This is a genomic window from Streptomyces sp. CB02959 (assembly GCF_002803155.1).
Taxonomy (GTDB): Bacteria; Actinomycetota; Actinomycetes; order Streptomycetales; family Streptomycetaceae; genus Streptomyces.
This window is the reverse complement of sequence record NZ_NNBP01000009.1, coordinates 81,501-102,576: the sequence shown is the minus strand read 5'-3', so window position 1 is coordinate 102,576 and position 21,076 is coordinate 81,501. Positions and strand designations below refer to the sequence as shown.

The 21,076-nt window shown below is 73.5% G+C and carries 13 protein-coding genes and 1 riboswitch; of the genes, 8 read left to right on the top strand and 5 right to left on the bottom strand.

The annotated features are described in order from the left end of the window. Nucleotides 1-92: 92 nt before the first annotated feature. The 3 genes from metE to CG747_RS16560 form a co-directional block, all read right to left on the bottom strand. The gene (gene metE, locus CG747_RS16570; protein ID WP_100602502.1) at nt 93-2,402 is read right to left on the bottom strand and encodes a 5-methyltetrahydropteroyltriglutamate--homocysteine S-methyltransferase; all 2,310 of its coding nucleotides are present in this window, start codon (nt 2,400-2,402) and stop codon (nt 93-95) included. Between the two features lie 190 nt (nt 2,403-2,592). Next, nucleotides 2,593-2,813: riboswitch (cobalamin riboswitch) on the bottom strand. A gap of 203 nt (nt 2,814-3,016) precedes the next feature. Then, nucleotides 3,017-4,018, bottom strand: coding sequence for a M56 family metallopeptidase (locus CG747_RS16565; protein ID WP_100602501.1), 1,002 nt, complete (start codon nt 4,016-4,018; stop codon nt 3,017-3,019). A 4-nt stretch (nt 4,019-4,022) separates the two neighbouring features. Further along, nucleotides 4,023-4,436: a BlaI/MecI/CopY family transcriptional regulator gene (locus CG747_RS16560; protein ID WP_100602500.1), complete on the bottom strand. Its 414-nt coding sequence runs from the start codon at nt 4,434-4,436 to the stop codon at nt 4,023-4,025. Nucleotides 4,437-4,654: 218 nt separating this feature from the next. On the opposite strand from CG747_RS16560, the gene CG747_RS16555 reads away from it, so the two are divergent. The 6 genes from CG747_RS16555 (at nt 4,655) to CG747_RS16525 (ending at nt 17,228) form a co-directional block, all read left to right on the top strand. Continuing rightward, nucleotides 4,655-6,058, top strand: a complete 1,404-nt coding sequence (locus CG747_RS16555) for a glycosyltransferase (RefSeq protein ID WP_107490311.1) — start codon at nt 4,655-4,657, stop codon at nt 6,056-6,058. After that, nucleotides 6,055-6,783 (top strand): polysaccharide deacetylase family protein, encoded by a 729-nt coding sequence (locus CG747_RS16550; protein ID WP_100602499.1) that lies wholly within the window; start codon nt 6,055-6,057, stop codon nt 6,781-6,783. The genes CG747_RS16555 and CG747_RS16550 overlap by 4 nt, the downstream gene beginning before the upstream one ends. Nucleotides 6,784-6,871: 88 nt before the next feature. After that, complete coding sequence (locus tag CG747_RS16545) at nt 6,872-7,987, top strand: M20 family metallopeptidase (protein ID WP_100602498.1); 1,116 nt, start codon at nt 6,872-6,874, stop codon at nt 7,985-7,987. Between the two features lie 176 nt (nt 7,988-8,163). Next, on the top strand, nt 8,164-9,252 hold the full coding sequence (locus tag CG747_RS16540) for a hypothetical protein (protein ID WP_100602497.1): 1,089 nt from the start codon (nt 8,164-8,166) through the stop codon (nt 9,250-9,252). Between the two features lie 118 nt (nt 9,253-9,370). Then, nucleotides 9,371-12,613 (top strand): hypothetical protein, encoded by a 3,243-nt coding sequence (locus tag CG747_RS16530; RefSeq protein WP_146022094.1) that lies wholly within the window; start codon nt 9,371-9,373, stop codon nt 12,611-12,613. Further along, nucleotides 12,603-17,228 (top strand): peptidoglycan-binding protein, encoded by a 4,626-nt coding sequence (locus CG747_RS16525; RefSeq protein ID WP_100602494.1) that lies wholly within the window; start codon nt 12,603-12,605, stop codon nt 17,226-17,228. The genes CG747_RS16530 and CG747_RS16525 overlap by 11 nt, the downstream gene beginning before the upstream one ends. A 57-nt stretch (nt 17,229-17,285) precedes the next feature. On the opposite strand, the gene CG747_RS16520 is transcribed toward CG747_RS16525, so the two are convergent. After that, a complete protein-coding gene (locus CG747_RS16520) occupies nt 17,286-18,221 on the bottom strand; it encodes a serine hydrolase (protein ID WP_100602493.1) in 936 nt (311 codons plus the stop codon). Next, nucleotides 18,218-19,228: a LysR family transcriptional regulator gene (locus CG747_RS16515; RefSeq protein ID WP_100602492.1), complete on the bottom strand. Its 1,011-nt coding sequence runs from the start codon at nt 19,226-19,228 to the stop codon at nt 18,218-18,220. The genes CG747_RS16520 and CG747_RS16515 overlap by 4 nt, the downstream gene beginning before the upstream one ends. 147 nt (nt 19,229-19,375) lie before the next feature. On the opposite strand from CG747_RS16515, the gene bla reads away from it, so the two are divergent. Both bla and CG747_RS48045 read left to right on the top strand, forming a co-directional pair. Beyond that, the gene (bla, locus tag CG747_RS16510; protein ID WP_100602491.1) at nt 19,376-20,293 is read left to right on the top strand and encodes a class A beta-lactamase; all 918 of its coding nucleotides are present in this window, start codon (nt 19,376-19,378) and stop codon (nt 20,291-20,293) included. A gap of 121 nt (nt 20,294-20,414) precedes the next feature. Further along, complete coding sequence (locus CG747_RS48045; RefSeq protein ID WP_180985572.1) at nt 20,415-21,065, top strand: hypothetical protein; 651 nt, start codon at nt 20,415-20,417, stop codon at nt 21,063-21,065. The last annotated feature ends 11 nt before the right edge of the window (nt 21,066-21,076 follow it).

The following is a 21,076-nucleotide window of genomic DNA, read 5'->3' as shown; positions in this document are numbered from 1 at the left end:
GCCGGGCGCACGAGTCGTCCGCGCCGGGACCGCGCGGCGCGCCCGCCCCGGTCACCAGGACCGGGGCGGGCGCGGTGCCCACGGGCCGCGCACTACAGCTCCGTGCGCACCGCCCGGGCCGCGGCGACCAGACTTGTGAGGGAGGCCCGGACCTCCGGCCAGTCGCGGGTCTTGAGTCCGCAGTCGGGGTTGACCCACAGGCGCTCGGCGGGGATGGCCCGCAGACCGGCGCGCAGCAGGTCCGCCGCCTCCGCCGTGCTCGGCACGCGCGGGGAGTGGATGTCGTACACGCCGGGGCCGGCCTCGCGCGGGTAGCCGTGGGCGGCGAGCTCCCGGGCGACCTGCATGTGGGAGCGGGTGGCCTCCAGGCTGATCACGTCGGCGTCGAGGTCGACGATGGCCTGCACGATGTCACCGAACTCGGCGTAGCACATGTGGGTGTGGATCTGGGTGTCCGGGCGCACCCCGCCGGTGGTCAGCCGGAAGGCTTCGGTGGCCCAGGCCAGATAGCCGGGGTGATCGGCGGCCCGCAGCGGCAGTGTCTCCCGCAGCGCGGGCTCGTCCACCTGGATGACCGACGTCCCGGCCGCTTCGAGGTCGGCGACCTCGTCGCGCAGTGCGAGGGCGACCTGGCGCGCGGTCTCCGCCGGCGGCTGGTCGTCGCGGACGAAGGACCAGGCGAGCATCGTGACCGGGCCGGTGAGCATGCCCTTGACCGGGCGCTCGGTGAGCGACTGGGCGTACGTCGTCCAGCGGACCGTCATCGGCTCGGGGCGGGAGATGTCGCCGGCGAGGATCGGCGGGCGGACGTAGCGGGTGCCGTAGGACTGCACCCAGCCGTGCCGGGTGGCGAGGTAGCCGGTGAGCTGTTCGGCGAAGTACTGGACCATGTCGTTGCGTTCGGGCTCACCGTGCACCAGGACGTCCAGCCCGGCCTTCTCCTGGAAGGAGATGACCTCCTGGATCTCGGCCTCGATGCGCTCCTCGTAGCCGGCGGTGTCGATCCGTCCGGCCCGCAGGTCGGCGCGTGCGGTGCGCACTTCGCCGGTCTGCGGGAACGAGCCGATGGTGGTGGTCGGCAGCAGCGGCAGGCGAAGGTGACCGCGCTGGGCGGCGGCCCGCTCGGCGTACGGCTGGGAGCGCCGTGCGTCGGCCTCGGTGACGGCCGCGGTGCGGGCCCGTACGGTCCGGTCGCGGGTGATCGGGGAGGCGGCGCGGGACGCCAGGTCGGCGCGGTTGGCCGAGAGTTCGCTGGTGATGGCGCCGGTGCCGTGCGCCAGGCCCTTGGCGAGGGTGACGACCTCGGCGGTCTTCTGCCGGGCGAAGGCCAGCCAGCGCCGGATCTGCGGTGCGATGTCCCGCTCGGCCGCCGCGTCGAGGGGGACGTGCAGCAGACTGCACGAGGCGGCCACGTCGACCTGATGGGCCAGGCCCAGCAGCGTGGCCAGCACGGACAGCGACTTCTCCAGGTCGTTGACCCAGATGTTGCGGCCGTTGACGACACCGGCGATCAGGCGCTTGCCGGGCAGGCCGCCGACGGCGGCGAGCGCGTCCAGGTTGGCCGCGGCCGCCTCGGTGAAGTCCAACGCCAGCCCGTCGATCGGGGCCTTGGCCAGCACCGGCAGGGCGTCGCCCAGCCGGTCGAAGTACGAGGCGACCAGCAGCTTGGGCCGGTCGGTGCGGGCGCCGAGGTCGCGGTAGGCGCGCGCGGCGGCGTTCAACTCGGCCGGGGTGCGGTCCTGGACGAGGGCGGGTTCGTCGAGCTGTACCCACTCCGCGCCCGCCGCCCGCAGATCCGAGAGGATCTCGGCGTACACCGGCAGCAGCCGGTCGAGGAGGGTGAGCGGATCGAAGCCGTCGGCGACTCCGGGGGCGGGCTTGGCGAGGAGGAGGTAGCTGACCGGACCGACCAGGACCGGCCGTGCGGTCAGCCCCAGGGCGAGGGCCTCGGTGAGCTCCGCGACCTGCCGTGCGGAGTCGGCCACGAAGGCGGTGTCCGGGCCCAACTCCGGGACGAGATAGTGGTAGTTGGTGTCGAACCACTTGGTCATCTCCAGCGGTGCGACGTCCTGGGTGCCGCGGGCCATCGCGAAGTACCCGTCGAGCGGATCGGCGGCGACGGCCGCTCGGTGACGCTCGGGGATCGCGCCGACCATGACGCTGGTGTCCAGGACGTGGTCGTAGTAGGAGAAGTCGCCGGTGGGGACTTCGTCGATGCCGGCGTCCGCCAGTTCCTGCCAGTGGGTCCGGCGCAGTTCCGCGGCGGTGGTGCGGAGGGCGTCGGCGGTGACGCGGCCCTTCCAGTAGCCCTCGACGGCCTGCTTCAGCTCCCGGTGCCGGCCCTGCCGGGGGTAGCCGTACACGGTGGCCCGTGCGGTCACGGCTGCGGAGTTGACGGTCACGGAGATCTCCTTCGCGAGATGAATCCCTGAGATCCCGGCAACGGGACGAGAGCGCGAAGGGGTGACGGACCCGACGGAGCGCCGTCGCCCGACAGGGCGCGCTGGTCCGCCTGGTATGTACTCCCCCGGACTTCGTCCGGGGGCACCCCCAGCCCGCCCTCGGGGTCACCGGGATGTCCGTGCGCGAGTCCTTCGCGCACGGGCAGTTGGCAGGTCTTCGGACTCGCGGGCGTGTCCCGTGTCGTACGAGACTCCTAATGGCCGTCGCTTCCCAGGCCCGGCCGGGCCCAGTGCGTATGACGGCGGTCGTTCCCACTCACCGCTGCGGGGCAGTCCCGGATTCCCACCGGGTTCCCTCTTGCGACGCCTCCCGCCTGGCGGACGGGGCGAACCAGCTGCACCGGTCAGCCTACGGTGCTCGCCGGTGGCGCGTCGGGTCCCGTCCGGCACGGGAAAGGTGAGATGGGACAACCGGTCAACGGGTTTGCCCCGGGCCGACGGTGGGAAAAGCCGCGCGTCGCTGCCCGGCCCGGCGGGCTGGTCGGGCGGGACAGCCAGTGGAAGCCCGCCGCGACGTCCACCACGGATTCCGGAAGTGACCCCGACCGGGGCCTTCAGCGGTCCCGGTGCCCGTGATGGTCGCGGCAGTCCCCGACGTCCGGCCGAGGGCGTTCGACTCCCGGGGCGTCCATGGTCATGACCTGCGCCAGGCACCGTGCCCGCTGGGCGCGCTCGACCATCTGGTCGCTGTCGGATGCGGCGTTGGCCAGACTGGCGCAGCACACGGTGAGCAGCAGGGCGCCCGCCGCGAACGGCAGGGTGCGGGGCGGGGGCGGGGGTGCGAGCAGGGCCCGTACCCGCTGGGGCACCGGGCCGCCGGTCGCGGCCAGCGTCCCGGGCCGGGCGGCGGCGGAGGTGGCCAGGGCGGCTCGTCCGACGGCGCGGGCGACCACGGTGCGGCTGCCGACGCGGGCCGCCGCCGCTTCGTCGGCCCAGCGCTCCAGTACGAAGGCGCCGGCGTCGGCCATCGGGCGGAGCAGGGGGTTGGCGGCGGTGGCGAGCTGCCAGACGACCTGGAAGAGGTGGTGCCGGCCGCGGAGGTGGGCCCGTTCGTGGGCCAGCAGGGCCGTGCACTCCTCGTCGCTGAGGCTGCGCAGCATGCCGCGGGACACCACGATCCGGCCGGGTGCGCCGGGCAGGGCGAAGGCCCGCGGGACGTCGTCGTCGAGCACGGTCAGTTCCGTGCCGCCGTGCATCCGGGCGCACTCCTGCCGGGCCCGGAGGACCTGGCGGGCCTGGCGGACGGCGGCCACCCCCAGGGACACCGCGCTCCAGGCGAGGGCCGCCGCGCTGAGGGCCGCGACGGCGAGCGAGACCGGGTCCTGGGCGCGCAGCGCGGACACCGACCAGTGGCCCTCCCGGGCGACCTCGGGGATCTGCGCGAGGCCGGTGAACGCCAGCAGGGCCAGTGATCCGAGCCAGCCGGTCGCGGTCACCAGCGCGGCGCAGGCCAGGGACCAGGCCGACGGCCGCGGCGGCAGTCGCCGTGCCGCACGGGGGGCGAGCACGGCGAGGACGAAGGTGATCAGGAGCGGGACGTACACGCTGATCGTCACCTGCTCACCGCCCTTCGTCCGTGCGGTCGGCGTCCGGTCCGGCGAGCAGTCGGTGCAGCAACTGCTCGTCCTCCTCGGAGAGTTCGGAGACGAAGCGGGTGAGCACCGCTTCCCGGTCCGAGCCGCGCTCCAGGAGGGTGCGCATCCGCTCGGCGGTGTGGGACGCCTCGTCCCGGGCCGGCGCGTAGGCGTAGCCGCGGCCCGCGCGGTGCCGGACCAGCATGCCCTTGTCGTAGAGCCGCGTCAGGATCGTCAGCACGGTGGTGTAGGCCAGGTCGCCGGGCAGCCGCTCCATGGCCTGGCGGGCGGTGAGCGGCTGCTCGGCGCCCCAGAGGGCGGCCAGTACGCCGCTCTCCAGCTCACCGCGGGCCCGCCTGCCGGATGCCTCGCCGCTGTCGTCGTGCTTCCGCTCGTGCACCGTTCATCGCCCTTCCCGTTCGGCGCCCCAGCCTACTCCGGAGCTACTACGGCTTGTAGAAAACGGGCCTCCGGTGCGCGGACGAACCGCTCTGCGCACGAGCTCCTACATGTTGTACGAGTTGATCTACTACATGTTGTAGAGTTTCGCCGCCCGGCTCCGCTCCGGCTGCACCGCGGAGCGCTCGGTCCCCTGCTCCTGCTGCGGAAGAACACACCATGCTCTACCTCGGAAGCACGGCACACCTGCGCGCGCTCGCAGCCGCCGCCCTGCGCCCCCGGCCGGCGCCGACGGCGACCACGGCGCACCGCGTCACGATCGTCTCCGCGAGCATCGGCGCAGGCCACGACGGCGCCGCCGCCGAACTGGCCCGCCGGCTCACCGCGGACGGCCTCACCGTCGACCGGTTCGACCTGCTCGACCTGCTGCCCGCCCGGATCGGCCGGCTCGTACGGGACGGCTACCACCGGATGCTCGTCCAGGCCCCCTGGGCCTACCAGCGCGTCCACCGCAGCACCGAGCGCGCCGGAGGCGGCGGCCCACTGGCCCGGGCCCTGCTCCGCACCGCCGAGGACCGCATGCTGCGGGCCCTGCCGCCGGACACCCGCGCGGTCGTCTCCACCTACCCGGGCGCCAGCCGCGTACTGGGCAACCTCCGGCTCGACGGCCGGCTGACCGTCCCCGTCCTCACCTACCTCACCGACTTCTCGGTGCACCCGCTGTGGGTGGCCGACGGCGTCGACGTCCACCTCGCGGCGCACGCGGTCCCCGCGGCCCAGGCACGCCAGGCCGGGGCGCCGGACGTCCGGGTGCGCGGACCGGTGACCGACCCCCGGTTCCGCCCCGCCGACGCACGGGCCCGCGGCGCGGCCCGCGCTCACTTCGGACTGCCGGCGAACGCCCCGCTGGCCCTGCTGGTCGCCGGATCCTGGGGTGTCGGACCGGTGCGGCGGGTGGCCCGGGAACTGCGCGACAGCGGCGCCGCCGTGCCGGTCGTGGCCTGCGGCCGCAACGAGTCGCTGGCCGCACAGCTGCGCGCCGACGGCATCGACCACGCCTTCGGCTGGACGGACGACATGCCCGCGCTGATGCGCGCCGCCGACGTCCTCGTGCAGAACGCGGGCGGCCTGACCTCCTTGGAAGCGTTCGCCGCCGGCCTGCCGGTCGCCAGCTACCGCTGCATACCGGGACACGGCCTGACCAACGCCGCCGCACTGGACGAAGCAGGCGTCGCCGCCTGGATCCGCGACCCCGCCGACCTCGCGGAGGTCCTCGGCGACCTGATCGACGGACCGCGCGGACTCCTCCAACGCGAGGCGGGCCTCGCCCTGTTCGCCGGGGCGCCGGACGGCCCCGCCGCCGAGATCGTCCGCGTCAGCCGCACCGGCGCCCGCCCCGCCATCGCACCGGCCCCCAGGCGGCGCGCCCGCCCCGCCGTCCGGCGACTCGTCACCACCGCCGTCGTGGCCTGCACCGTCTGGGCGGGCGCGATCGGCACCGCGGTCGCCACCACCCACGACGGCCCCCGCCTCATCCACGCCCTCGGCCACGAACTCGACTTCGACGACGCGGCCCACTTCCACGCACCCGCAGGCCACCACCCGGAGGGCCACCGCTCATGACCCGCACCCGCCTGCTCCGCACCACCGCCTGCGCCGTACTGCCCGCCCTCGCCGCCGCCCACGCCGCGCCCGTCGCCGCCACCTTCGGGCCGCTGCGCAACCGCGTCATGCCCCGCCTGGCCGGCCGGGGCAGCGCCGGCCACGTCGCCCTCACCTTCGACGACGGCCCCGACCCGCGGTCCACCCCCCTCTTCCTCCGGACGCTGGCCGAACGCCGGGTGACCGCCACCTTCTTCCTCCTCGGCAGCCAGGCCCACCGGAGCCCCGGCCTGGTGCGCGACATCGCCGCCGCCGGACACGAGATCGCCGTCCACGGCTGGCTCCACCGCCCCCTGCTCCTGCGCGGCCCCCGGGCTACCCACGACGACCTGGCCCGCGCCCGGGACGCGGTAGGCGACCTCACCGGCTGCGCCCCCGCGCTCTTCCGGCCCCCGTACGGGGTGATGTCGACCGCCGCGCATCTGGCCGCCCGCCGCCTGCGCCTCACCCCGGTCCTGTGGACCTGCTGGGGCAAGGACTGGACCGCCTCGGCCACCCCGCAGTCGGTCCACCGCACGGTCACCCGCGACCTGCGCGGCGGCGGCACGATCCTCCTGCACGACTCCGACTGCACCTCGGCCCCCGGTGCCTGGCGCTCCGCCCTCGGGGCCCTCCCGCGCATCCTCGACACCTGCGCGGAACGGGGCTACGAGGTGGGTCGACTCCGCGACCACGGCCGGCCCTGACCGGGCCCCGCCGCCCTCGGCGCGCCTCCGGCCCCGCGTACGCCAACTGCCCGGAGATCCGCCGCGGCGTGGCGGCTACCCTTGCGCCATGACGCTGCGCAAGTCCACCCCGGTGCGTGTCGACGCGATGCTCGACGACCTCAGGACGCTCGTCGACATCGAGTCCCCCTCGCGTGATGTCGACGCCTTGAAGGCATCGGCCGAAGCGGTCGCCGCCGTCATCGAGCGCCGCCTCGGCGGACGCGCCGACCTCGTCGAGAGCGCAGCCGGCCCGCACGTCCACTGGACGGGCGGCGGGGAGCCCGCCGTTCTGATCCTCGGCCATCACGACACGGTGTTCCCGCTCGGCACCCTGGCGCGCCGCCCGTTCACGGTCCGGGACGGTCGGGCGACCGGCCCCGGGGTCTTCGACATGCTCGGCGGACTGGTGCAGGCCATCCACGGCCTGGCCGCGCTCGACGACCGGTCGGGCGTCGAGATCCTGGTGACCGCCGACGAGGAGGTCGGCTCCCACTCCTCGCGCGCCCTCATCGAGGAACGGGCCCTGGCGTGCGGCGCGGTGCTCGTGTTCGAGGGCGCCGCGGACGGCGGCGCCCTGAAGACCGGCCGCAAGGGCTGCGGCACGTTCCACGTCTCCATCGCGGGCCGGGCGTCGCACGCCGGTCTGGAGCCCGCCGCCGGCATCAACGCCCTGGTCGAGGCGGCACACCAGGTACTGGACATCGCCGCGCTCGGCCGCCCCGACATCGGCACGACCGTGACCCCGACCGTCGCGTCAGCGGGCACCCTGGACAACGTCGTTCCCGCGGCGGCGACCGTAGTCGTCGACGTCCGGGTCGAGTCGGCCGGCGAGAAGGACCGCGTCGAGTCCGCGTTCGCGGCACTGGCTCCGCATGTGGACGGGGCGGAGATCACGGTCCGAGGCGGCATCGGCCGCCCCCCGATGCCCGAGTCGGCGTCGACCGAACTCTTCGCGGTGGCACGGGCGTTGCTGCCCGGCCTCGAAGGCACGGCGGTCGGCGGCGGAAGCGACGGCAACTTCACGGCCGCCCTGGGGGTGCCCACGCTCGACGGCCTCGGCGCGGTCGGGGGCGGCGCGCACGCCGACCACGAGTACCTGGTGGTCGACGCCATGACCGAGCGGGCGGACCTCGTCACCGGCCTGGTGCAGGCGAGGCAGCACCAGGCCGGGGCCCGCAGCTGACCCCGGTCGACCGGGCCGGGCCCGCTGCGCCGACGCCGGCCGCGACAAGGGTCCCGTCCCGCTGACGCCGACTCCGGGAGAGTCCCGGGCGGTCGCCGCCGTCCTCCACGCGACAACTCGCGTTCCTCCAAGCGGTCACTAGGCTTGTGACATGGGCGGATGACGAGGAGGCCGTGATGCTCTTCCCCAATCGTTTTCCGGATCTGCTGAGCCCCGATCCCCAGATGGCCCTGGCGCTGACCAGCGCCCAGGCGCTGACGGCGACCACGTTCCCGACGCTGGGGGTGCACCAGAAGTGCCCCATCTCGGTGGCAGCGGTGCAGAATCCGACCAGCACCTCGCCGACCTTCGCCTACGCCGGCTTCCGTGACACCGAGATGCACTTCTCCGGCAGCCTGCTGAAGATGGCGGCCATGATCGCGGCCTTCGAACTACGGCAGAGCGCCGCCGATTTCGCGGTCACCGAAGGCGACTGCGGCGACAGCACGGTGTTCGGCGATCTCAAGACCGCCTTCAACACCGATATCCAGGCTGCCGCGCCGCGGTTCCAGAGCGAGCCGGGGATCACCGAGCCCATGCGGGTGCCCAAATACCCCACGGTCTTCGCGCCACCGCAGGGGCTCGCCAGCGGCGGCTGCCTGATGTCGTTCGATGCCACCTTCACGACGAACCTGCGGGGCATGGTCGTACCGAGCAACAACCAACAGGCCTCCGCCACGATCCAGGCGCTCGGCTACAGCTGGATCAACGGCCTCCTGGCCAAGGCCGGCCTCTTCGACCCGACCGGCCAACAGGGCATCTGGCTGGGCGGGACGTTCACCGGCGCCTTTCCCGCGGTGCGGGTGCCCTCCGTGAACGACGGCCCCTCGGCGCAGGCGACCACGACGATCGACATGGCGCGGTTCCTCGCGCTGCTCATCGAAGGGACGACGCTCGACGGGCGCAGCACCGACGGCATCGTGGCGGACATGCGGGGCCTGCTCTCCGATGCCCAGGCCAACGGCGACCCGTCCTTCCTGACGGTCGGAGCGCGTCCCGGCGTCAACGGCCTCGGCGCCGGCTTCACGATCACCCACTGCAAGATCGGACTGGGCAATCTCACGGCGGGAGGCGACGTCGCCTCCGAGGCGACGGTCCTCTCCCACGACGACAGCGGCCAGCAGTTCCTCGTCGTCTGGCAGAACTTGGCGAACCTCAACGACCGGCACAACGCGATGTCGTTCATGGTGCGCCGGACCCTGCTGACGTTCCTCGGCATTCCCTGACCGCCGTCGTCCCGCGGCCCAGTGGCGGGGATCCGCGGCCGGAGTGAGCATGGAAGAGAAGTGAGCGAAGCCGGCGCACTCCGCCGCCGCTCCCATGACCTCGCGATGAGACGTTCCCATGTCATTCCACCCCGCCCGTACGGTCGCCCCGAGGCTCTGGGGAGAGCTGCGTGGCGCTCCCGCCGAGGCCCAGCACGGTCACGGTGGTGGGCACGGGGGCCCCGGCGGCGGTTTCGGGGGCGGGTTCGGCGGGGGCTTCGGCGGTCCGCCGCACGGCCCGCACCCGGGGCCGCACCCCGGCCCGCATCCCGACCCCGACCAGCCCCCGGACACCGGACCGCACGAGGAGGACAGCGCGGAGGGGCCGTTCCGGGTGGTGCGGCCGGCGGACATGCTCGTCGTCGACCTCGGCCTGGTCAACCTGCGCTTCGACGGCCGCCGCCTGGTACGGCGGGACCCCGCGGCCCCCGCGCTGGTCCTCGTCGGGCTACCGCCGCAGCACGTGCGGGAGGAAGTGCCCCCGACGATCGGCACCACCACCCCCGCACTCGGCCCCATGCGGGCCTTCACCGCCGACCCGACCAGCCTGGCCTTCTCGGTACCGGCCAACGTGGACGGCCTGGACCTGACACTGGAATCGCTGCTCGACTGGGCGCGCCTGGTGCCGATGACGGTGCCGGTGGGCCCGCAGAGCCCGGACACGGCGGGAACGACGGTGTTCCAGGGCATCCCCCGAAGCGTCATCGAGTTCCCCGCCCGGCTGCTGATCACCTACGACGAGCCGGTGGACTGGGCGACCCCACCGCCGCCCCAACAGGGCGACGGCCGAACGGCGTTGTGGCACGCCCGGCTGCACGGCGCACGGGACGGCGACGTCCTGCTGCGGGCCTTCGCGACGGTCGCGGGCCGGGGCCCGCTCTTCGAACTCAGCCCGCTCAGGGACGAGAACCTCGCGGACCTCGTCACCCTCACCAGCCGGGTCGAACTGCCCGTCCCGGCCGGCGACGTGCCCCTCGAAGTCCCCACCTCGCCCCTGCACGCCGAGCAGTTCATCGTCACACCGCAGGGCGCCTCGGCCCACCTGCACGGAGCCTGGGAGGCGCCCCCGCCGGCCGACCAGCCGCGGTACGAGCAGATCGGGCGGCACTTCCCGGACCTGGCGGCGTACGACCACATCACGGGCCTGGGGCGGGACCAGTTCCTCCGCGTCGTGATCCGCGGCCGGCTGTCCACCGGCCACGAGGCCCTCGACGTGCGCGAGGCCCGGCGGGTGTTCGTGGCGCGCCCGGACGACGGCATCGTCGCCTACCTCCAACTGGAGGAGTACATCGTCATCAAGGAGCCGGAGGTCCAGTACGGGGCGAGCTCCGGCTACACGCACGCGGGACGCGAAATGCCCTTCCGCGCGCTGCGCATCACCGACCGCATCACCCCGCTGATCGAACCGCACCTTCCGCCGATCCAGCAGCACGGCCCGCAGCCCCGGCCCAACGCCCAGCCGTCCGATCCGTTCTGGGTGCGGCTCCGCGGTTCCGGCGAAGACTTCGACTTCACCCTGATCGGCACGGACACCGAAGGGCGGAAGATCAGCTTCACCATGCCGCTGGTGTTCGTGCCCAACGGACTGGAGAACGCGCAGGAACGGCTGGCGCCGCTGTTCGCCCCCAGCACCGATCCGGCGAAGGAACAGCTCCGGATACGCCGCACGACCCGGTCGATGGGCGGCCAGGTGATGGCCATGGCACAGCCGCCGGACGACGCCCCCGGCAGCACCAGCCACGCGGTCGGCACCCTGACCTTCGGGCTCGGCACCCTCGGCCCCGGGGGAGGCCCCGCGGTGGGGCTGCCGCGGGTGGCCGCCGCGACCGTACGGGTCCCCGCCGTCGAGCAGTTCACCCCGCACGGCGGAGACCTTCCGGTCCAGTTCAACGACACCTACCTCCGGCAGACGATGGAGAAGCATCCGGCCGGCGGGTACCTGGACCTGGTCGACGCGGTCCCGCTCGCCTTCGGAGCGGAGCAGGCCGGGGGGCTCGCCAGTCCCAACGCCGCGGTGAAGACGATCACCAGCCGGGCCGGCGTCGTACCGGACGTCTTCAAGACCGACCCCGCCACCGGCGAGATCGTCGACGCGGCTCCGCTCAGCGACATCAAAGCGGCCTTCGCCGGCGCCAAGCTGCTCGGCTTCATCGACCTCGGCAGGTTCCTGAACTCCCTCACCAAGGGCAACCTCGACACCCTGCGGCAGCTCGGCGACGACCAGATCGACGCCATCCTGCGCTCCCCGCAGGGCCTGCTGCCGGCACCCGTGCTGCGCATCCGCGACCTGGCGGACGGCCAGGGCAAGGAACTGCGGTACGTGTGGAAGCCCTCCTTGGCGCAGCCGATGAAGAACGGGGAGAAGGACCCGGCGGACCTCATCGACGTGCGCCACGCCTCGTTGGTCCTGGACGCCCGCACCGTCCGCTCCAAGGACGCCGTCTCCCAGGCCACCGTCGAGGGCACCCTGAGCAACTTCACGCTGGACTTCGCCGGAATCGCCCAGGTGGACTTCGCGGAGGTGCACTTCAAGACCGGAGCGGGCCGGAAGCCCGAGGTGTCGGCCGGCGGTGTGGAACTGAAGTTCAGCAACGACCTGGAGTTCATCAACACCCTCCGCAGTGCCCTGCCCGCCGACGTCTTCGGCCCCGGCGCCTTCGTGGACGTCCAGCCCAGCGGTATATCCGCGGGCTACCAGCTCGCGCTCCCCGCCATCGGCCTGGGCGTGTTCACCCTGTCCAACGTGGCGCTCTCGGCCGAGCTGGCGATCCCCTTCGACAACAGGCCGGTCTCGTTCCGCTTCTCGGTCTCCGAGCGGGAGCACCCCTTCGACGTCAGCGTCTCCCTGTTCGCGGGCGGCGGCTACTTCTCCCTCCTCGTCGACGCCCACGGCGTGGAGGAGGTCGAGGGCGCCATAGAGTTCGGCGGCAGCGCCGCACTGGACCTCGGGGTCGCGAGCGGCGGGGTGTCGGTCATGGCGGGCATCCGCTTCGTCTTCGACAAGGCCGACGTCTCCCTGGCCGGATACCTGCGCTGCAACGGACACCTGTCCGTACTGGGCATCGTCACGGTGTGCGTGGAGTTCTACCTGGAGCTCGCCTACGAGAAGCACGGCCACGAGTCGGTGGTCCGCGGCCGCGGCACCCTCACGGTCAGCGTGCGGATCGCCTTCTTCAGTAAGTCCGTCGAACTGACCCTGGAGCGGAGCTTCTCCGGCGCGCCGGGCGACCCGACCTTCGCCGCCTGCGTCCCGCGCGGCGACTGGCAGGTCTACTGCGAGGCGTTCGCCCCGATCCCCGCGGGAGCCGACCATGGCAGCTGAACAGCACCTCACCTGGACCGTTCTGCCCGCCGGGCTCTCCGACGACGGCACCCAGGCCCGGGTGTCGGTGTTCATCGCACCCCGACTGGACACCCCCGGCCAGGCGGACGAGACCACGCTGGAGCACTTCCCCGACTTCCTCACCTGGCCGGACAAGGTCAGGGCGGCCACGTTCGACTTCGCCACCGGGGACGGCACGCCCGCCGCGTCCTCGTCCGTCGCCGGGCCGCTGACGCTGCAAGGCCCGGGCCCCGACACGCACCTGTGGACGAGCCTCTTCGACGCCCGCACGCCCGTGCAGCCCTTCGTCTTCGACAACCCGGCCCAGCGGGAGTACCGCACCTACTCGGCCAAGGACGTCCGGACCGTCACCCGGAACGCCTACGTCGGAACGGCCACCTCGTCGCCCGAGACACCGCCCCCGACCGGCGACGTGCTCGGCCCGATGGGCACCGCACCCGCGGACGCCGACGACGCGACCGCGGCGGCCGGCGGCGCCACCGGGCCCGACGCCGAACTGCGCCAGGCACTCACCGACCTGCGCACGTTCCACTCGACCCGCAGCACGCCCACGTTGCACGGCGGCCGACACGTACCGCCGCCGCGACCGAGCCTGCCGCGGGTGGACTTCCACCAGATGCTCACCTCGCTCGGCGACCACCCCGCGCTGCTCCGGCGCCTCGGCCTGGTCCTGGACTTCCTCCTGCCGGCCGACCGGCTCCCCGTCTCCTCGGGCGAGCGGTTCCTGACCGTCACCCCCCACTGGACGTCCGCACTGGGGCCGGACTCGCACGACGCGCCCCTGCGCACCCGGTACGTCTTCCTCCTGGACTTCCTCCCGGGCCGGCACGTCTTCGTCCCCGGCGCCCGGTCCCGGACGGCCGCCGACCCGCTTACGCCGCCGTCCCGCGGTGTGGAGGCGCTGCCGGAGGCGACGTTCTCCGTCGAACAGGCCGACATCGACGGTGCAGCCCTGAAGCTGCTGTCCCTCCCGCCGGACGCCCGGGGGCTCTCCACCGTCCGGACCCATGGCATCTCGCTCGTCAAGGACAAGCGCCTGGACGGCCTCAAGGCGGAGTTCGGACAGGCCGCGGAGCACCACACGGCCCTGACCCGGGTACTGGCGCTGGACGGCGCGACCGTCCCGGAGCCGGAATCCGCACCTCCGGGAGCCGCCCCGTCCGACGCACAACCCCCGGACGCCCCCGAGCTGTTCGCCGAGGACCTGATCCGCGGCCACCGGCTGGACATCTGGGACGAGCAGCTGGGCCACTGGTTCTCCCTGCACGAGCGCGAGGTGGAATACCGGCAGCCGCAGGGCGGACCGCTCCTGCTCACCGCCTCCGACGAGGGCTTCTTCCAGGTCAACCTGGTCTCACCACCGCCCGAGGCCAACGACCGCCACCTCGCCGTACCCGAGCAACTGGTCACCTGGGAAGGATGGTCGCTGTCCGCGCACCGCCCGGGCCTGGTGCTCGACACCGACGAGGGATCCGTCGAGGACGACCGGCCTCCCAACGCTCCGGTGGCGATCAGCAACGACGCGAAGACGGCACTGCCCCTGGAGATCACGGCCACCGCCCGACCCGGCTCGCTGCCCCGGCTGCGGTTCGGCCACGCGTACCGGGTGCGCCTGCGCACCGTCGACCTGGCGGGCAACGGCCCCGACCTCCCGGAGGCCGACGACCTGATGAAGGGGGACGGTCTGGCGCTGCCCGGTGCCGGGTTGCTGACCTTCCGCAGGTTCGAGGCCGTCCCGGCACCCGCGGTGGCCCCCAGACTGCCGTTCGGCGAAGGCGCCTCGGCCTTCCGGCTGGTCATCCGCAGCAGCCCGGGGGCCGGGCCGCCGGCGGCCGCTCCGCCGGGCCCCGGGGGCACTCCGGTGCGGGTCGTCCTCGCCCGCGTCCAGTTCGGCGAGACCAACGACGACGTCCGCATCGTGCAGCAGGCCCTCATCGACCGCGGCCACGCCCTCCCCGGAGGCGCGGACGGCGTGTTCGGCGACCGGACCAGGGCCGCCTACGCGCAAGAACAACGCGACCAGGGCTTCACCGGGAGCGACGCCGACGGCATCCCCGGCTGCATGTCCCTCACCGAACTCGGCCGCAAGAGCGGCTTCACGGTCGACTGCGGCAACGCCACCACCGACACCACCGACACCACCGACACCGCCCCCGGCACCGGGGCGGGCCGCACGGCGGAGCAGTACGCCGCGGACTTCAACCGCTCGTCCCTGGTCACGAAGGACGGACACGTCCCGTACCAGGGCGTCGACGAACGCCATCTGGTCGCCCCGAAGGCGGCGTTGCGCTGCGTCGAGTGGCACGGCCGGCTGGACGCGGCCATCGGCTCCACCGACCGCGACGTCCAGAACACCCTCTACGACCTGGCCGTACGGGAGAGCGGTTCGCTCAACGACCCGTCGCAGCCGAACGTCCACCTGGAGCCGGTCGACTCACCGGCGGCGGACCCCAAGAACCCGGCGATCACCGCCCTGCACAGCGGCGAACAGATCGAACTGCCCTATCTGCCGGACCCGTTGGCCACCGGGGCGGTCTTCCTGGACCTGCCGGGCATGCCCCCCGGCGAGCCCTTCCCGATCCCCTGGGGCGGCGAGGTCTGGCACCGCCCCCGGTCCTTCCGGCTGCGGCTGGCCGAAGGCACCGGACCGCCCCGCTTCGACGAGGCGACCCGGGTACTGACCGTGTCGCTGCCGAAGGGCGCCGTGGCGACCGTCCGGGTCTCCTCCCGGATCGATTTCGACGAGCACATCATGGGCGTGGCCGCATGGTGCCGGGAGCCGACGGACCCGGCGGCCCCGGGCACGGCCGGGACGCCGGCGGACGCGGCGGGGCGGACCGCCGACCGGCAGCGGGCCGACGCGGCGATGGCACTGGCGGCGGCCGGCCGGCACTGGATGTTCACCCCGCCGCGCACACTGACACTCGTGCACGCGGTCCAACAGCCGCTCCGGAGACCGGTGTTGGAGCTGGCCGCCGACGCGCCGCGCCGCGCCGCCGGCGCGACCGCCGAACACCTCGCCGGTACCGTCGCACTCGACGTGGGGACCACGGGCCGCATCGACCTGGTCGCCGAGTGGACCGAGGTGACGGACGGCGGACCCACCGGCCGTGACACCCGGCCGATGACCGTCCCGGTGTTCGGCCTGCTGACCGCGCGGGCGGTCGTGGACGGCGTCCCCGGCGCCGAACCCGCCGTCCTGCACGGCGGCGTCCTGACCTTCAGCACCAAGGCGGCCGAGGACAGGGCGAAGACGATCCAAGCCGACCCCCAGATCCTGGACAAGTCGCCGCCCGCACCCCAGAAGCACGAGTTCGGCGACACCAAACACCGCACGGTGCGCTACCACCCCGTCGCCGCCGGCGCGTTCGGGGACTGCTTCCCTCCGCAGTTCGCCGAGCCCGGCGGGCACGCGCTGAGCGTCGAGGGGGACCCGGCGGAACACTCGGTGCCGAGCAGCGCACCCCCCACGGCGCCGCGGCTGCTGTACTGCATGCCCACCCTCGCCTTCGAGCCCGTCGACGGCTCACCCGACACCCTCGTCCACCGCCGACGCGGCGGCGGAATCCGTGTGTACCTGGACCGCCCCTGGTTCTCCTCCGGTGACGGCGAACTGCTCGGCGTGGTCCTCGGCGAGCCACCGGGCGGCGACCCGACCTCCGCACGGGACGCCTGGGTCACCCTGATGGGCCGCGACCCGATCCACCGCTCCGCATCCGTCGTCGCCCCGACGGCGGCCACGTTCCCCCACGCGGAGCGGCAGTCCGGGAATCTCACCGTCCCCACGCCCTCCGGACCGCTTCCGGTCACGGTCGTGGGCTTCACCCCGCAGTTCGAAGCGGACGCGGACGGTGGCCGCTGGTTCTGCGACCTGGACCTGGACACCGGGGACGCCTGCCTGCCCTTCGTCCGGCTCGCCCTGGTCCGCTTCCAGCCGGAAGCGATCAGCGGAGCCGAGATCTCCCGGGTGGTCCTCGCCGACCTGGTGCGCACCCTGCCTGACCGGGAACTGCGGGTCACCCTCGGCGACGCGCTGACGGTCAGCGTCACCGGCCCCTCCTGGGACCCCACCGGCTCGCAGCCGCCGCGGATCACCGCCACGCTCCAGCGCCGCAACCGCGCCGTCGACGACGAGGACCTCGGCTGGGTGACGCTCGACGACACCGCCACCGCACTCACCTCGATCGACGCGGAGTCCTCCCGAACGCCCTTCTACACCGGCCAGGTCCCGATACCCCCCGAACGCCGCGGCGCCCCGCTCCGCCTGCTGGTCATGGAAACCGAGGGCATCCCGGCCGACGGATCAACCGCCCCCACCCCACCCAACACACCCACCACCCCCGGCCCGGTGATCTACTGCGACACCGTCGACCTCCCGCGGGGGCTCGGCGGCCCGGACGACGGGCATGACGGCCACGACGGGCATGGCGGCGACGACGGCGACGACGGGCCGGGCGGCCACGGTGACCACGGAGGTCCTCCCTTCCACGGAGGTCCTCCCTTCCACGGAGGTCCTCCCTTCCACGGCGGTCCTCCCTTCCATGGCGGTCCTCCCTTCCACGGCGGCCCAGGCTTCCACGGCGGGGGCCCCTGAGTAACTCCTGAACCCCCCTCAACCACCCTTACGCGCAGCCCCCTCACGCCGAGGCCGTCAGCGGCGCAGCGCCTCGAAGGCGCGCCGCGCACCCGCCCCGATCGCGAGGTCGATGTCCGGCGCGAGGTTGGCCCGGCGGTCGGAGCGGGTGAGCGCGGCCATCGCCACCCGGTCGCCGACCTCGGATTCCACCACGCCTATCTCGTGCCGCAGGTGCAGGAACGTGCCCGTCTTGCCGCTGACCCGGAGCGTGTCCGTGCGCAGTTCGCTCGCCAGCCGGTGGGTGAAGACCTGCCGTCCCATCAAACGGCGCAGTTCCGCGCTTGCCCCGGGATGCGCGATCTCGTCCCGCCAGACCCGTTGCAGCAGGTCGACCAGACCGGTGGCGGTACCGGCGTTGGCATGCGCCGGATCCAGCGTCTCGATGGTGTGCCGGCCCGAGTGGTCGTCGCGGATGGCCAACTCCAGGGCGAGGGAGAAGTCGTTGCCCGCGGCACCGGCGGCGCACTCGTACATGCGGTTCAGCCGATGCCGTACGCGCAGGCCCGTGCACCCCCATGCGCGGAGCCGGGCATCGACCTTGTCCACCGGGACCAGGTCGAACAACGTGTCGGCGGAGGCGTTGTCGCTCACCGAGAGCATCAGCAGGAGCAGGTCGCCGACGGCCACCGTGGCCGGGTGCCGGAACGCCGCCAATCCGGTGGGCCCGACACTGCTCGTCGCGGGGTCGACGACCACGGGCCTGGCCGCGTCGAGCTCCCCGGTCGCGATCCGGTCCAGCGCGACGAGGGCGAGCGGGACCTTGACCACCGAGGCGAGCGGCACCGAGGCGTCGACGTCGAAGCCGAGTTGCTCACCGGTGTCGATGTGCCGGGCCAGGAACGAGCCGCGGACGCCGACGGCCGCCCACTCCGCGGCGATCGCCTCGGCGACGTCGGAGAGCTCCGCGTCGTCGGCGACGCAGACCGGCCGGGGTGCCTGCCCGGCGCTCATCCGTGAGCCGCCAACCGGGACGCGCCGTCCTCGCCCGCTGCCCCGGCCGCCGCCGCTGCCGGCTCGGCCGCGGCGGCACCGACCGCGGCGGCCAACAGCGCGACCAGCCAGTGCGGCACCTGCGCCGGTCCCCGTTCGCGGTCCGCCGCACGCGGGTCGTACCCGCGGTGCAGCGCGGCATCGCTCAGCGGCGCCCAACTCGCCCCGTGCCGCTCGGCGAACGGCTCGGCGCACAGCAGCGTCGCCTGCCCGGCCAGGGTCTCGACCAGTGCGGTCGCCACCGGCCCGGCCGGCCGGACCGTGCCCTCCGGCAGCCCGGCCCGCGCGACGGCGCGGCGCAGCCGGTCCTGCGCGTACGGGACATGGTCCTCCACCATGGTGAGGATCGGCACCGCGGCCGCTCGCTCGGGCCGCGGGCCCTTCCCGCGCCGCGGTCGCAGATCCTCCAGGTGGACCGTGCGCCGACGGGTCCGCAGCCGGCCCCCGGACGACACGGGACGCGCACCGCCGGGTGCGTCCGGCGGAGCGGTCGCCAAGCCCAGCGGTACCCGCAGCGCGGCGTTCTCCGGGGGGACCCGGACCAGTGCGTACGCCAGCGAGGCATCGGCCAGGCCCGCCGCGCGCTCCTCCGGCGGCAGCTCCCGCACCCCGAACGTGGTGCCGTGCTCGGCACCGGCGCGGAGGACGCGCGCCAGCGCGGCCGCGCCGCAATCCGCCGGCACTCCGACGGCCCGCACCGCCGACTGCCGGGCCGACCGGGCGACATGCCGCAGCCGCTGGGCCCGGTCCAGCACGTCCCGGGCGTACGGCAGCAGCAGAACACCCAGCTCGGTGGTCGCGACCTGACGCCGCGAACGGTCGAAGAGCTGGCCGTCGAAGTGTGCCTCCAGCGTCTTGATGCGCCGGCTGAGGAGCGGTTGGGCGATCCCGAGCCGCTCGGAAGCGCGCGAGAAGCTCGCCTCGTCGACGGCCGCGACATACGCCTCAAGGTGCGCGAGCAGGTCCATCCTGTACTCATATCAATAAGTTATGCCGAGTTAAATGTTCACTCTTGGACATGGGTGGAGCTCTGCTGCTTCGCTGTCTCCCATCGAAGCCCCGCGCGGTCGAGGCTTCGAGGACCTCACCACGGACGAACCGGGAGACCTCCGCGCATGACCAGTGCCACCCCTCTGCCCCGACGCGGCCTGCTCAAGGCCGGCCTCGCCGCATCCACCGCCGTCCTCGCCACCGCCGCGGCGTCCCCGACCGCATCGGCGGCCACCACTCGCCAACTGCGTGGCGCCGAAGGCGAGTTGCGGGACCTTGAGCAGCGGTACGCGGCACGCCTGGGCGTCTACGCCCGCAACGTCCGCACCGGGCAGGTCGTCGCCTACCGCGCGCAGGAGCGGTTCGCGATGTGTTCGACCTTCAAGGCGGTCGCGGTCGCTGCCGTCCTCCGCGACCAGGCGCGCTGCGCCCCCCTGGACAAGGTGATCCACTATCCGCCGGCGGACATCCTCCCGAACTCCCCGAAGACCAAGGAGCACGTGGACACCGGCATGGCGGTCCGGGACCTCTGCGCGGCCGCGATCCAGTACAGCGACAACGCGGCCGCCAACCTCCTGCTGCGCCAGATCGGCGGCCCCGACGGCCTCACGCGCTTCTTCCGGTCGATCGGCGACCCGGTCAGCCGACTCGACCGCTGGGAGACCGAACTCAACACCGCCATCCCCGGCGACCCGCGCGACACCACCACACCGGAGGCGATCGGCACCAGCTACGGGCAGTTGACGCTGGGCCGGGCGCTGGCCCCCGCCGATCGCGAGCAACTCGTCGACTGGCTCAAGGGCAACACCACCAGCGCGGAGCGCTTCCGCGCCGGACTGCCGCACGGCTGGATCGTCGGCGACAAGACGGGCACCGGCGACTACGCGGCCGCCAACGACATCGGCGTCGCCTGGACCACCAGGAAGACGCCGCTCGTGCTGGCCGTGCTGTCGTCGAAGGACACCAAGGACGCCCCGGTGGACAACGCTCTGATCGCGGAAGCGGCACGCATCCTCGCGCGCACCCTCGCCCCCGGCGAATGACCTCCCGCCCTCCGCCGGACGGCTCACCGCGGTCCGCCGCGCGGCACCGGATGCGGGGGTGCCCGCCACCGCCCACCGGTGCCGGGCACCCCCGCATCCGCACCGTGAGAGGGTGACGCACATGCCCAACTCCCCGTTCCCGCACAGGCGAAGACACAAGAGCACAGTCACCGGCGCCCTCCTCCTCAGCGCCGCGCTCTCCCTGACTGCCTGCGGCCGGCAGCACGTCGCCGCCGACGCCCCGAACCCACCCGGCGCCCCCGGACACCCCACCACCGCCGGCCCCACTGCGACGCCCACTCCCACTTCCACTCCCACTCCGTCCGGCACCGGCCCCTACGTGGAACCGGGATCCCACGACGGCGCCCCGCACTACGGTGACAACAACGCCTTCCGCCGCCCCCGGGAGATGTCCCCCGGCGGCGAGGAGGACGCGCGGCTTGAGGCCGCCCGCATCGAACCGGTCCTCAAGAGGCTCTGGCAGCAGAGGAAATGGGACCCCGCGAGCGTGCGCGCCGCGCTCGTCGGGCTCGGGTACGAGGAGGAGCGGACCGGTCCGAAGGGCGAGCGGAGCGGTGGAAACCTCGCCGTACGGGGCATGGAACCCCGCTTCGAGGGCGACCACTACGTGACACCGGAAGGTACCCGGATCGGCCTCCGCGTCCACCCGGACGCCTGTGTCACCGCATTCGTGCAGAAGACCAACTACCAAGTGCAGACCAACGGGCCCTACCTGGAGAGCGGTTGCTTCGAGCCGCCCTTCGGCCACTGACGCCGTCGGCC

What these genes read in the sequence shown, in the direction of transcription:
- CG747_RS16555 (WP_107490311.1), top strand. Translation starts at nt 4,655, where the DNA reads ATGCTCTACCTCGGAAGCACGGCACACCTGCGCGCGCTCGCAGCCGCC.
- CG747_RS16550 (WP_100602499.1), top strand. Translation starts at nt 6,055, where the DNA reads ATGACCCGCACCCGCCTGCTCCGCACCACCGCCTGCGCCGTACTGCCC.
- CG747_RS16545 (WP_100602498.1), top strand. Translation starts at nt 6,872, where the DNA reads ATGACGCTGCGCAAGTCCACCCCGGTGCGTGTCGACGCGATGCTCGAC.
- CG747_RS16540 (WP_100602497.1), top strand. Translation starts at nt 8,164, where the DNA reads ATGCTCTTCCCCAATCGTTTTCCGGATCTGCTGAGCCCCGATCCCCAG.
- CG747_RS16530 (WP_146022094.1), top strand. Translation starts at nt 9,371, where the DNA reads ATGTCATTCCACCCCGCCCGTACGGTCGCCCCGAGGCTCTGGGGAGAG.
- CG747_RS16525 (WP_100602494.1), top strand. Translation starts at nt 12,603, where the DNA reads ATGGCAGCTGAACAGCACCTCACCTGGACCGTTCTGCCCGCCGGGCTC.
- CG747_RS16520 (WP_100602493.1), bottom strand. Translation starts at nt 18,221, where the DNA reads ATGAGCGCCGGGCAGGCACCCCGGCCGGTCTGCGTCGCCGACGACGCG.
- CG747_RS16515 (WP_100602492.1), bottom strand. Translation starts at nt 19,228, where the DNA reads ATGGACCTGCTCGCGCACCTTGAGGCGTATGTCGCGGCCGTCGACGAG.
- bla (WP_100602491.1), top strand. Translation starts at nt 19,376, where the DNA reads ATGACCAGTGCCACCCCTCTGCCCCGACGCGGCCTGCTCAAGGCCGGC.
- CG747_RS48045 (WP_180985572.1), top strand. Translation starts at nt 20,415, where the DNA reads ATGCCCAACTCCCCGTTCCCGCACAGGCGAAGACACAAGAGCACAGTC.